The organism is Aureimonas ureilytica DSM 18598 = NBRC 106430, assembly GCF_000382705.1.
In the GTDB taxonomy this organism is placed as follows: Bacteria; Pseudomonadota; Alphaproteobacteria; order Rhizobiales; family Rhizobiaceae; genus Aureimonas; species Aureimonas ureilytica.
Window position 1 is genome coordinate 75,061 of record NZ_ARQE01000011.1, and the last position, 12,652, is coordinate 87,712.

10 protein-coding genes are annotated in these 12,652 nt (G+C 69.2%); 6 read left to right on the plus strand and 4 right to left on the minus strand.

Going from position 1 to position 12,652, the window contains the following annotated elements:
• The first annotated feature begins 11 nt into the window (after positions 1-11).
• The 6 genes from cydB (at position 12) to B146_RS26785 (ending at position 8,584) form a co-directional block, all read left to right on the plus strand.
• Complete coding sequence (cydB, locus tag B146_RS0119980; RefSeq protein ID WP_019998258.1) at positions 12-1,157, plus strand: cytochrome d ubiquinol oxidase subunit II; 1,146 nt, start codon at positions 12-14, stop codon at positions 1,155-1,157.
• Positions 1,158-1,169: 12 nt separating this feature from the next.
• Positions 1,170-1,325, plus strand: coding sequence for a cytochrome bd-I oxidase subunit CydX (gene cydX / locus B146_RS0119985; RefSeq protein WP_019998259.1), 156 nt, complete (start codon positions 1,170-1,172; stop codon positions 1,323-1,325).
• Positions 1,322-2,653, plus strand: a complete 1,332-nt coding sequence (hemN, locus tag B146_RS0119990; RefSeq protein WP_019998260.1) for an oxygen-independent coproporphyrinogen III oxidase — start codon at positions 1,322-1,324, stop codon at positions 2,651-2,653. Before cydX ends, hemN begins: the two co-directional genes overlap by 4 nt.
• Positions 2,654-2,775: 122 nt before the next feature.
• A complete protein-coding gene (locus tag B146_RS0119995) occupies positions 2,776-3,645 on the plus strand; it encodes an aldose 1-epimerase family protein (protein ID WP_019998261.1) in 870 nt (289 codons plus the stop codon).
• Between the two features lie 115 nt (positions 3,646-3,760).
• Entirely contained in the window at positions 3,761-6,040 is a 2,280-nt protein-coding gene (locus B146_RS27970; RefSeq protein ID WP_019998262.1) for a methyl-accepting chemotaxis protein, read from the plus strand.
• Between the two features lie 207 nt (positions 6,041-6,247).
• Entirely contained in the window at positions 6,248-8,584 is a 2,337-nt protein-coding gene (locus B146_RS26785) for a DUF3772 domain-containing protein (protein ID WP_162141959.1), read from the plus strand.
• Positions 8,585-8,600: 16 nt separating this feature from the next.
• Here B146_RS26785 and B146_RS0120010 read toward each other — a convergent pair whose 3' ends face one another.
• The 4 genes from B146_RS0120010 to B146_RS26790 form a co-directional block, all read right to left on the minus strand.
• The gene (locus B146_RS0120010; protein ID WP_019998264.1) at positions 8,601-9,845 is read right to left on the minus strand and encodes a cytochrome b/b6 domain-containing protein; all 1,245 of its coding nucleotides are present in this window, start codon (positions 9,843-9,845) and stop codon (positions 8,601-8,603) included.
• Positions 9,846-9,939: 94 nt separating this feature from the next.
• The gene (locus tag B146_RS0120015) at positions 9,940-10,551 is read right to left on the minus strand and encodes a YceI family protein (RefSeq protein WP_026358787.1); all 612 of its coding nucleotides are present in this window, start codon (positions 10,549-10,551) and stop codon (positions 9,940-9,942) included.
• A gap of 188 nt (positions 10,552-10,739) precedes the next feature.
• Positions 10,740-11,615, minus strand: coding sequence for a DMT family transporter (locus B146_RS0120020; RefSeq protein WP_019998266.1), 876 nt, complete (start codon positions 11,613-11,615; stop codon positions 10,740-10,742).
• A 48-nt stretch (positions 11,616-11,663) separates the two neighbouring features.
• Positions 11,664-12,641, minus strand: a complete 978-nt coding sequence (locus tag B146_RS26790; RefSeq protein WP_019998267.1) for an FCD domain-containing protein — start codon at positions 12,639-12,641, stop codon at positions 11,664-11,666.
• Positions 12,642-12,652 lie beyond the last annotated feature (11 nt).

Genomic DNA, 12,652 nt, shown 5'->3' on the forward strand with positions numbered 1-12,652 from the left:
AGCGGAAACCCATGACCCAACTTCCCCTCGACTACGAAACGCTTCGGCTGGTCTGGTGGGTGCTTCTCGGCACGCTTCTCATCGGCTTTGCGATCATGGACGGCGTCGATCTCGGCGTCGGCGCGCTCCTGCCCTTCGTCGCGCGCTCGGACGAGGAGCGGCGCATTCTCATCAACCTCATCGGCCCGACCTGGGAAGGCAATCAGGTCTGGCTGATCCTGGGGGGCGGCGCGATCTTCGCCGCCTGGCCGGCGCTCTATGCGGCGAGCTTCTCGGGCTTCTACCTCGCGATGATCGTGATCCTCCTGGCGTTGATCCTGCGGCCCGTGGGCTTCAAGTTCCGGGGCAAGGTGAAGGACGCGCGCTGGCGCGCGACCTGGGATGGGGCGCTCTTCGTCGGCGGCTTCGTGCCGGCGCTGATCATGGGCGTCGCGGTCGGCAATGTGCTGCTCGGCGTGCCCTTCGGCCTCGATGCGACGCTGCGCCCGCATTATGCCGGCAATTTCTTCGGCCTGCTGCGCCCCTTCGCGCTTCTTTGCGGCCTCGTCTCGGTGTCCATGGTGGTGACGCTCGCCGCGAGCGTCATCGCCGCGCGCTGCCCCGGTGCGGTCTCCGATCGGGCGAGGGCCTATGGCCGTCTGAGCGCGCTCGCCACGCTCGCGCTCTTCGCGCTCGGCGGGCTCTGGGTGGCCTTCGCGCTCGACGGCTATGTCGTCACAAGCCAGCAGGTCGGCACGGCGGCGTCCAATCCGCTGGCAAAAAGCGTCGCCGTGGAAGCAGGGGCCTGGACGGCCAACTACGCCCGCCACCCCTGGATGCTGATCGCCCCGGCGCTCGGCTTTCTCGGCTCGGCGCTCGCCTTCCTCACGCTCGGCAAGCGCGGCGTGGCGGCGATCCTGGCGTCGGCGGCGGCCGTGTTCGGCATCGTTTCCACCGCCGGCCTGTCGCTCTTTCCCTTCCTCCTGCCGTCCAATCTCGATCCGAATGTCAGCCTCACCGTGTGGGACGCCTCGTCCAGCCATCTGACGCTCTTCGTCATGCTGATCGCGACGCTCGTCTTCCTGCCGATCATCCTGGCCTACACGACCTGGGTCTATCGCGTGATGCGCGGGCCGGTGACGGCCATGTCCATCGGCCGCAACCCCAACGCCTACTGAGGAGCCTGTCCCATGTGGTATTTTTCCTGGGTTCTCGGCCTCGGCCTCGCCTGTGCCTTCGCGATCCTCAACGCCATGTGGTTCGAGATGAAGGAGGACCGCCGCCTGTCGGCCCTCGCCATCGAGCCGGAAGGCCGGCCGGGCACGGCGGACGGGGCGCGGCCATGAGCGGGACGCTGGCCCAAAGGCTCGGCGCCCTCACCGTGCCGCGCTACACGTCCTATCCGACGGCGGCGGACTTCTCGGCCGATGTCGGCCCGACCGAGACCGCAGGCTGGCTTGCCGGTGCCGACCCCGCCGAGCCCGTGTCGATCTATCTCCACGTCCCCTATTGCCGCGAGCTTTGCCACTATTGCGGATGCCATGCGAAAGCCGCGCTTCGGGCCGACGTGGTGGAGCGCTACCGCGAGACGCTGGAAGCGGAGATCGCTCTTGTCGCCGCGCGCCTTCCGGGGCGGCTCCCGGTGTCGCGCATCAGTTGGGGCGGCGGCACGCCCTCCATTCTCGGCCTGTCGGGCCTCGGCTCGGTGCTGCATGTCCTGTCGCGCCATTTCGACCTGCGGCCGGGCCATGAGCACGCGATGGAACTCGACCCGAGGCGCATCGACCGGGGCTTTGCCGACGGTCTCGCGGCGCTTGGGCTCAACCGCGCGAGCCTGGGCGTCCAGGATCTCGACAGGCAGGTGCAGCAGGCGATCGGCCGGGTGCAACCAGCCGAGACCGTGCGGACGGCGGTCGCCATGCTGCGCCGCGCAGGGATTGCCCGGCTCAACTTCGACCTCGTCTACGGCCTGCCCCGGCAGAGCGTCGACAGCCTCCGGCGCACCTGCCGCGAGGTGATCGACCTCGCGCCGGACCGCGTCGCCTGCTACGGCTACGCCCATCTCCCGGCTCGCCGCGCCAACCAGCGCCTGATCGACGAAACGCTCCTGCCCGGCGCCGACGAGCGTTTGCGCCAGCAGGATGCGGTCGCGGCCGCGTTCACCGAGGTTGGCTACCAGAGCATCGGCATCGATCATTTCGCCTTGTTCTGCGATCCCCTCGCCGTCGCCGCGCGCAGCCGGCGCCTGCATCGCAATTTCCAGGGCTATACGGATGACGGCTCGCAGACCCTGATCGGCTTCGGCGCCTCCTCCATCTCGCGCCTCTCCGGTGGCTTCGCGCAGAACGAAAGCGCGATCGAGGCCTGGCGGGCGCGGATCGAGGCGGGGCAGCTCGCCACCCGGCGCGGCCATGCGTTCCGGCAGGACGACCGCGAGCGCGCCGCGATCATCGAACGTCTCATGTGCGACTTCCGCGTCGATCTCGGCCATCAGGCGCGGCTCTATGCCGACGAACTGGCGCTTCTACGCCCGCTGGTCGGCCAGGGACTGGTGGAGATGCGCCACGACACGGTGACGCTGACGCTGAAGGGCCGGCCCTTCGTGCGGCTGGTGTCGGCCGTGTTCGACCGATTTCGCACCGAGGGCGAGCGGGGCTTCTCGAGCGCCGTGTGAGGCTTGCGGGGCGCTGGCGGGCGCGGCCCATGGCCTCAATTCGGGCGAGCGGCCGGGCCGGGCTTTGGCTAGAAGGGGAGAGAACCGACCTCGCCTCTCCCCCCGCCCCGGAGCCTTTTCCCATGTCCGACACGCATCGCATCGGCACGAGCCGCATCTCCGCCCGCATCAAGTCGGAAGGGGCGGAGCTCGTGTCGCTGCAGGATGCGGCAGGCGAGGAGCTTCTCTGGCAGGCCGGCCCGGAATGGCCGCGCCACGCCCCGGTCCTGTTTCCGATCGTCGGCCGCCTGCCGGGCGACGCGCTGCAGGTGGACGGGCAGGTCTATCCGATGACGCAGCACGGCTTTGCCCGCGACAGCCGCTTCGAATGGCTGGAGCGGAGCGAGACGGTGGCGCATCTGCGCCTTCGCGACAGCGAGGCGACGCGCGCCCGCTTCCCCTATGCGTTCGAGCTCGACCTTCTCTTCCGCGTCGAGGACCGAACGCTCGGCGTCGAAACGCATGTGCGCAATCCCGGTCCCGGCGATCTCTCCTATGCCGTCGGCGCGCATCCCGCCTTTCGCTGGCCGCTCGTGCCGGACGTCGCCAAGGCCGACCATGGGCTCCGCTTCGAGAAGGGCGCGCCGCGCGAGGCGAGCCGGATCGAGGGCGGCTTTCTGTCCGGCATGCGCCCGGTGCCGGTCGAGGGCGACCGGCTGCTCCTGTCGGAGGCGCTGTTTGCCGGCGACGCGCTCGTCTTCGGAGGGATCGGCGAAGGCGCGGTGCGCTTCGAGGCGGCCGACGGGTCCGCGCCCGCCCTGCGCGTCGCCTGGGAAGGCTATCGCGACCTCGGCGTCTGGTCGAAGCCGCAGGGCGCGCCCTTCCTGTGCATCGAGCCCTGGGCCGGCACGGCGCCGCCGCTCGGCTGGAACGGCGAGTTCGCCGACAAGCCCGGCAACACGCGCCTTCAGCCCGGCGAATCGCGCGTCTATGTCTGGAGCGTTAGCGTGTGACGGGACCGGTAAGGCCCGGCTAACCAGCCGGCCAGATCGGACTTGCCCTCGGGCCGCGCCGAACCCTCCGTTAATTTCACCCATCCATGGTCTCGGTCAGGCGAACGAAGAAAGCATGACCATGTTGCAGCGCGTGCGAATGGGCCTGAAGGCGAAGATCATCGGCGGGATCGGTCTCGGCCTCGTCGTGGCGCTGGTTCCGATGGCGGGTCTTTTGGCCTACCAGACCGAGCGCCAGTCCGCGGCGGCGGCGGATCAGATCATGACGAGCGAAGCCGGCCGGGCCGCTCAGTTCATCAAGACGGGCGTTCTGGAGCTCGACGGCGCGGCTCGCCTGACGGCGGCCAATGTCGGCGAACGGCACGCGCGCCTCGACATCGCCCGCAAGGACGTGATCGAAACGCTGCGCCTCAATCTCGAAGCCAATCCGCTCGCCTATGGCTCCTGGTTCCTCGAAGCGCCCAAGGCCTTCGACGGCGAGCAGGAGTCCATGCGCAGCAACGCGGCGCAGGGCGCCAACAAGAACGGCATTCTCGCGCCCTGGTGGAATCGCGGCACGGGCAGCGAAATCAAGTTCCAGACCTTCGACGAGGACTATACGGCGACCTGGTGGAAGCTCGTGGCCGACAGCAAGAAGGCCGCGCTGACCCCGGCCTATCTCTCCTCCAGCGTCAATCCGCCCACGCTCCTGAGCAGCGTCGTGGAGCCGGTCTTTTCCGCCGGCCAGTTCATCGGCGTCGCCGGTCTCGACATGCGGATCGACCAGATCAGCGCCTTCCTGAAGGACATCAAGCCCTTCGGCACGGGCAGCGTGAAGCTTCTGGCCGCCGACGGCACCTGGCTCGTCCATCCCGACACCAAGCTCTGGACGAAGCCCTATGACGAGACGGAGGGCCAGGACGAGCTGCGCGCCGCGATGGCCGACACGAAGCCCCGTACGGTCGCCGGGATCGAGGACCGGGACGGACATGTCGTGCGCCGCATGTTCTATCCCTTCCCCATGCCCTCGCTGAATGCGACCTGGATCGCGGTGATCGACGTGCCGGAAGCCACGATCACCGCGCCGGTCGAGGATCAGCTCCGGACGCTCGTCTTCGGCTTCGTCGCCGCGTTCTTCGCCATTCTCGTGGCCGTGGCGCTGATCAGCCAGTTCACCATCGTCCGCCCCCTGCGCCGCGCCGTGGCGCTGGCCCGCCAGATCGGCTCGGGCGACCTGACGCAGCATGTCGAGGCCAAGGGAAGCGACGAGATCGCCGAGTTGCAGCGGGCGATGGGCGACATGACCGTGAAACTCTCCGAGATCGTCTCGGGCGTGCGCTCCTCCTCCTCGCTGGTCGCCGCCGGTTCGGCTCGCTCGGCCGAGACCGCAGAGCGCCTGTCGTCGGGCTCGACGGAGCAGGCGGCGGCATCGGAGCAGGCCTCCGCCGCGATCGAGGAAATGTCGGCCAATATCCGCCAGAACGCCGACAATGCCTCGACCACGGAGAAGATCGCCGCCCAGGCCTCCGAGTACGCCGGCACGACCGGCGAGGCCGTGGCGCAGTCCACCAAGGCGATGCGCGAGATCGCCGAAAAGATCGCGGTCGTGCAGGAGATCGCCCGCCAGACCGACCTGCTCGCCCTGAACGCCGCCATCGAAGCGGCCCGTGCCGGCCAGCATGGCAAGGGCTTCGCGGTCGTCGCGTCGGAAGTGCGCAAGCTCGCCGAGCGCTCCCAGGCGGCCTCCAGCGAAATCAGCGATCTCTCGACCAAGACGCTGGTGGTCGCCGAGGAAGCGGGCTCGCGTCTGGAGCGTCTGGTGCCCGATATCCGAAAGACGGCGGAACTCGTTTCCGAAATCTCGGCGGCGTGCCGCGAGCAGTCGATCGGCGTCGAGCAGATCAACCAAGCCATTCAGCAATTGGATCAGGTGACGCAGGCCAATGCCGGCGCGGCCGGCGAGATGACGGCCACCGCCGAACAGCTCGCGGCGGAGGCCGGGCGGCTGGAAGAGCGCGCGGGCTATTTCCGCATGACGGATGCCGAGCGCGAGCATCTTCTCCAGGCGGAAGCCGCCGAAATCGAAGCGGCGAACCGGCAGCGGGAGCGCGAAGAGGCGCGGCGGGGCGAGGCCCCCACCCAGTCCGCATCCTCCAAATCCGCCCCTTCCAAGCCGGCCTCCGCCAAGTCCACCTCCGCCAAGCCGGTCGCGGCGGTCCTGTCCAAGCCGGTCCGCGCGAAGCCGCCGGTCGCGGCGGTGGCGGACGACGATCTCTTCGCGGAGGGCGGCGACAATCCTGTCCACTCGCTTCAGGCGCAGGCGGCGGATTTCGCGGCGCGCCCGGGCAGCGGGGCCTCCAAGGCCGGCTTCGCGCTGGATCTCGGCGACAGCGGCTTCGAGCGCATGAGCCGTTAGAACCCGATCTCCTTCCCGTCTCGAAAGAGGTCCGCGCCCCCGCGCGGGCCTTTTTTCTTTTCAAAAAGTGCGGCAGAGGCGACGGCGGCCCGGCGGCCCTGCCCGCGCCACAGTGCTGTGGTCGAGCGCGGCGGATGGTTTCGGGCGACTTGCGAGCCGGCGCGGCCGGGGCGACAAGGCGAGGGCTTCGGCCCGCATGGAGGGATGATGGGTTTCCTGCGTCGATTGTGTCTGATCCTGCCGCTTCTCTGCCTTCTCGCCGCGCCGGCGGCGATGGCGCAGGACAAGATCGCAGCCAATGCCACGAGCGCGCAGGTCATTTCCGACCTCGACAGCAAGGCCGCCGACTACGAGGCGGCGAAGGCGGCGATGGCGCAGGCCCAGTCGAGCGACGACCGCTCGGCCCTGCGCGAGCGCATGCTCGCCATCCAGGCGGCGGCCGACCAGAGCGTGACGGCGCTGACCCCGATGCTGGATGCGATGGAAAAGCGCATCGGCGATCTCGGCGAAGCGAGCCCCAACGAGGCGGCCGACATCCAGACGCAGCGCGAGCAGCTCGGCAAGGATCGCGCCGATCTCGACTCGGCCATCAAGCGCGCGCGGCTCCTCTCCACCAACGCGCGCGATTCCGTCGAGACGATCAACCGGATGCTGGCCGAGGAGTTCAACCGCTCGACCTTCGAGCGCGTTTCCTCCCCGCTCACCGGCCGGTTCTGGAACTCGCTGGCGCTGAGCATGCGCTTCGACGTGCTGCGCGCCTCGGCCTTCGGTCACGACACCTGGGAAGGGCTGAGGGACGGAGCGAGCGGGGCGAGCGCGCTCGTCGTGGCGGCGACGCTCGGCGCCAGCCTCGTGCTCCTCTTTCCCGTGCGCCGACGCCTGCGCGCGATGGGCCGGCGCGCCGCCATCTCGCAGGCGCCGGGCACGCGCTTTCGCCGCTCGGGCCTCGCGCTCTGGTTCATTCTCGTCGGCACGCTGACGGCGAGCCTCAGCTTTCTTCTCTTCGGGCAGGGCCTGCGCTGGGCGGGCATTCTCACCGAGGAAGCCGACGAGGTCGTCACCGCCCTCCTCAACGCCGCGTCCTTCGGCGCCTTCATCGTGTCGCTCGGCGGCGGGCTTCTCCTGATCCACCAGCCCTCCTGGCGCCTTCTGCCGATCGGCAACGAGGCGGCGGCGCGCCTGCGGCCCTATCCGGCGGCGGCCGCGATCCTGGTGACGATCGGCATCACCGTGGTCGCCTTCAACCGCGTGGTGGGCGCCAGCCCCTCTTCCACGGTCGCGGCCAATCTGGCGATCGCGCTCGCCTATATGGTGCTGATCCTCTCGGTGCTGCTGACGCTGCGGCGCCTGCGCCAGGAAAAGCGCGACAGCGACCAGCCACCCAACGCGCTGCGCAGCGTGGTGACGCTGACGACGCTCGTGTGCTGGCTGGCGCTCATCGTCAGCGCGCTCGCCGCGCTTCAGGGCTATGTGAACCTGTCGCTCTTCATCGGCCGGCAGACCGTCTGGATCACGGTGGTCTGCGCCTCGGCCTATCTGCTTCTCGTGGTGGTGGACGATGTCTGCACCACGCTCCTGTCGCCCGACGCCTGGTCGGGCCGGGCCGCGCACGAGGCGCTGGGCCTGAAGCCTTCGACGGTCGGCCAGCTCGGCGTCGCCCTGTCGGCGCTCCTGCGCATCGGTCTGGTGCTGCTCGCGCTCGCAATGATCTTCGCGCCCTTCGGCCCCGGCACGGACGCCATCTTCAGCCAGCTCGGCGATCCCCTGATGATCACGGTCGGCGGCGTGACGCTGGAGCCCGGCGCGGTGCTGCGGGCGCTCATCGCGCTGGCGCTCGGCATCGCCGCCATGCGCCTCGTGCGGCGCTGGCTGAACGAAACCTATCTGCCGACGACGGAACTGGACGCCGGCGCGCGCAACTCCGTCTCGATGATCGTCTCCTATGCCGGCATCATCCTTGCCGGCTTCTGGGGCCTCACCTCGCTCGGCATCGGGCTGGAGCGCATCGCGCTCGTCGTCAGCGCGCTCTCGGTCGGCATCGGCTTCGGCCTTCAGGCCATCACGCAGAACTTCGTGTCGGGCCTCATCCTTCTCGCCGAGCGTCCGGTGAAGCTCGGCGACAGCGTGCGCATCGGCACGGACGAAGGCGATGTCAGGCGCATCAGCGTGCGCTCCACCGAGATCCAGCTGCCCGACCGCTCGACGCTGATCGTGCCGAACTCGGAGCTCATCACCAAGCCGATCCGCAACATGACGCTGGCCGATCCGGTCGGCCGGGTGCAGATCGCCTTTTCGGTTCCACCCTCGGCCGACCTGCTTCTGGTGCGCAAGACCATCCTCGCCCTGTTCGAGGAGCACCCGGCGGTGCTGGACGATCCCAAGCCCAACGTGTTCATCGACTCGATCACGGACGGCAAGGTGAACTTCAACTGCCTCGCCTTCGTCGCCTCGCCCCGGCAGGCCTATTCGACGCGAAGCGCCCTGTTCTTCACGCTTCTGGAGCGCTTCCAGAACGAGGACGTGCGCCTCGCGCCGACCGTCTGACCCGCCGGCCGGGCGGTCAGACGCCGGGCGTGCCGGCTCGCGCCGCCTTCCAGTCGAAGCGCACGGTGATCTCGCGGCCGAGCCATTGCGCGGCCGGGTCGTTCTTGGCGCCGAGGTCGAAGGCGAGCCGGTCGAGCGTGGCCGAACCCGTCACATGGGCGGTCCCGTCCGCGCCGGGCGTGAAGCTGAAGGGCACGCTGACCGGCGCGCTGCGGCCCTTGATCGTCACGCTGCCCTTGCCGAGGAAGCCGCCCTCGGTGCGCTCGAAGCTGTCGATCGCGACGGAAAGCGTCGGATGGGCGGCGGCGTCGAGCCCGTCCGGTCCGGGCGCGCTGGAGCGCACGAACGGATCGCCGACCGTGATCGAGGCGGCGTCGATGTCGAGCGTGGCCTTGGCCGCGTCGAGACGGTCGGGATCGAAGCGGATCGCCGCGTTCCAGGAGCCGATCGTGCCCGTCATCGGCTTGCCCGAGAAGGGAACCTCGTAGGACAGGCTGGAGGCCGCCTTGTCCACGACCCAGGCGCCGGCCTCCGGCGCGGCGACGGGCGTCCCGGCGGTGGCGGCGAGCGTCGGCGAGGCCCCGGTCGTTTCGGCCTGCCCGAGGCCGAGGCCGCCGCCGAGAAACAGCGCCGCGAGACCCGCCGCCAGCGGAATGGCGAGAAGCGCGGTGGACTGGCGCGGGAGATGGCCGGCCGGGATCATGCGCGAAAACGAAGCTTGCCGGTCGAGAACGGAATGTTTCACCGCGCCCGCGACGTGCAGGACCAGAAGCGCCAGCGTCGAATAGGCGAGCCAGGTGTGGAGCGTCGCCGCCACGGCCTCGCCCCCTTCCCCGCGCCAGCCAGCGGGGATCGGCAGGTTCGGCCAGACGAGGCTTTCGCGCAGGAACAGAAGCGTCGGGATCGCGGTCGGCGAGGCGGAGACGACGAGCCAGCCCGACAAGGGCACGAGCAGCATGAGCGCGTAGAAGAGCCCGTGGACGAGATGGGCCGCGCCCGCCTCCCAGGGCTTCATCGGCGCATGGGCCGGCGGCGGGTTGAGAAGGCGCCAGGCGATGCGCGCGACCGTCAGGGTCAGCACGAGAAGGCCGACCGTCTTGTGCCACTGGAAGAAGGCGAAGCGGCTGCCGTCGGGCAGGACGTCCAGCCGCATCATGGCGAAGCCGCCCGCGAGCTGGAAGAGAATGGCGAGCGCGATGGCCCAGTGAAGCAGCATGGCGCCGGCATTGTAGCCCTTCACGCCGTCGGGTCCGGTCCGCATCGTGTCGCTCGTTTCGTGTTCGCGAGAGAAAGAAGGCCCGGCGAAACAGCGCCGGGCCTCGGATGGATGGATCGATCGTCCGAAGCGACGCGGCTTACGCTTCAGGAACGAACTCGGTCTCGATCGTGAGCTTCACGTCGTCGCCGACCGGGCCGACCAGCGCGGTGACGCCGAACTCGGAGCGCTTGATCGTGCCGGTGGCCGAGAAGCCGACGACCGGCTTCTGCGTCATCGGATGCGGGTTCAGCGCGGCGTTCATCTTGACGTCGAGCGTGACCGGCTTGGTGACGCCGTGGAAGGTCAGGTCGCCCGTGACCTTGCCCGTGTCGTTGCCGGTGGTCTCGATCTTGGTGGAGACGAACTTGATCGTGTCGAACTTGGCGGCGTCGAAGAACATCTCGCCGGAGATCTCGGCGTTGAAGTCCTTGTCGTCGGCCGGGTAGTTCGTGTCCACCGACTTCGGGTCGATCGTCGCCATCAGCTTCGACTTGGTGGGATCGGTCGGGTCCAGAACCAGCGTCGCCTCGATGTCGCTGAAGCGGCCGATATAGTTCGACGTGCCGAAATGGCTGACCGTCCAGAGCACGTTGGTGTGCGTGCGGTCGGCGACATAGGTGCCGGCCGGAACGCCGATGGTCTGGGCCGAGGCGGTGCCGAGGCCGACGAGAAGAGCGCCAACGGTGAGGGCGGATTTCAGAAGCGACATCGCGGTTTCCTTCATTTCCGGGATCGGAAGTGGGGCGAACCTACGGGTCATCTCGCGGCTGCGAAATCCCCGTAGACGTGACGGACTGTCTACGTGGGACGCGGCTTTTCGCGGGCTTGTAGCCAACAAACCGTCGTGATGAGGACTTGAAGCCTGGGGTCAGGTCTGATCCGCGCTGCGGTGCGGGATCATAGCGCCTCCAGCCGCTGCCGGTTTTCCCGCCACCAGATATAGACGCCGCTCGCCACGAGAATCACCGTGCCGGCCACCATGGCGGGGCGCAGCGGATCGCCGAACAGGGCGACGCTGAGAAGGCTGGCGGCGATCACCTGCGAGTAGAGGAAGGGCGACAGGAGCGAGGCCGGCGCATGGGCGAAAGCTCGCACCAGGATGAAATGGCCGACCGTCCCGAACGTCCCGATCGCCACCATCAGGAGGCCGGTGCCGAGATCGGGCGTCTGCCAGTTCGGCGCGACGAGAAGCGAGAGAATCACCGCGCCCGCCGCCGTGGTGTTGAACTGCGTGGCGGCGGCGTCCTCGCGGCCGGCGAGATGCCGCGTGAGGAGAAGATAGACGGCATTCAGGATCGAGGCGACGAGCACGAGGCCGAGGGCTGGATGGAACGTGCCGAAACCCGGCGAGAGGATCAGCATCATGCCGCCGAAGCCGGCGAGAACGGCCAAGATTCGATGGACGCCGATGCGCTCGCGAAGAATGAGAACCGAGAGGATCGTCACCACGATGGGAGAGAAGAACAGAACCGCCGTCGCGTCCGCGAGCGGCACGTAGCGCAGCGCCTGATACATGAGAAAGGTCGTCACCAGCAGGATCAGCCCGCGCAGGATCTGCAGGAACGGATGACGCGTGCGCAGGAAGCCGGTTCCGGTGCGTGCCGACAGATAGGCGCCGAGCAGCACGGTCTGCACGAAATAGCGCCCCCAAACGACCTGGACGAGCGGCAGCACGAGGGTCAGATGCTTGCCGAGCGCATCCATTCCCGAGAACAGGGCGCCGGCGATCGTGGTGAGGAGAATGCCGATGAGAAGCGGATTGTCTTTGCGCAAAGGGTCTGTTTTCCGGTTTCGGCGGGGACGACAGGCGAGCCGGCCGCGTCAGGAGAGAAGGTCGATCTCCGAGGGTTCGTCCGCGACATAGGCGAGCGGCGGCGGGCGCGGACCGGCGCGGTGGTGCGCGAGACGCGCGCAGCCCTTGTCGCGCGAGGCCTGCAGGTGGCTCGCCAACGCCTGCGCGGCCGTGCCGCCCTCGCCGCGCTCCAGCGCGCCGAGGATCGCGCCGTGTTCGCCCAGAAACGGATCGGTCGTGTCCGGCCCGCAGAGCATGTGCTGCAGATGCTTGCCGCAGACGAAGGACGCGCGGGCGCGCGACAGGGCTTCCACGAACTCGCCGTTCGGGCAGAAGCGCAGGAGCGTGACGTGGATGTCCTCTTCGAGCGCGTCGAGCTCGCGGGTGGACAGGCGCGGAAAGCGGCGTTCGGCTTCCGTGAGGCGCTGGCGCGCAGCGCGCAACGGGTCGGCCGGCAGCACGGGCGCGGCGAGCGCCAGGGCGGCGGGCTCCAGAAGGCGGCGGAGTTCATAGAGATCGGCGAGGCGCTTTTCGTCGAGCGGCACGGTCCACCAATGGGCGTCGCGCTTTTCCGTCAGCCCCGCGCCCCGCGCGCGCAGGAGAAGCTCGCGCGCCTGCGGCCGGCCGATCGCATGGTGGCGCGCCAGAGCCAGCTCGCTGACGCGGAAGCGCCCGAACAGGGCGCGTTCCAGAAGCTCGCGCTCGACGCGGTAATAGAGATCGTCCTCCCCCCTCGGGGACAGGGAATGCGCGCCGACCTGCTCCGGCGTCAGCTCGATGCGGCGCGGCGCGCCCGCGCGGCCGGCCAGGACGCCGCGCCCGTCGAAGCGGCGCACCAGACCTTCGGCCTCGAGTTCGGCGAGGGCCTGGCGCACGGGCTGGCGGCTGGAGCCGAAGAGCGTCGCAAGCGGCCCTTCCAGAAGCACCGCGCCTTCGGGCAGCGCGCCCGCGCCCATTCGCTCGCGCAGCGCCTCCACGATGCGGCGATAGGCCGGGCGCCGCGCCACCGAGGGCGCGC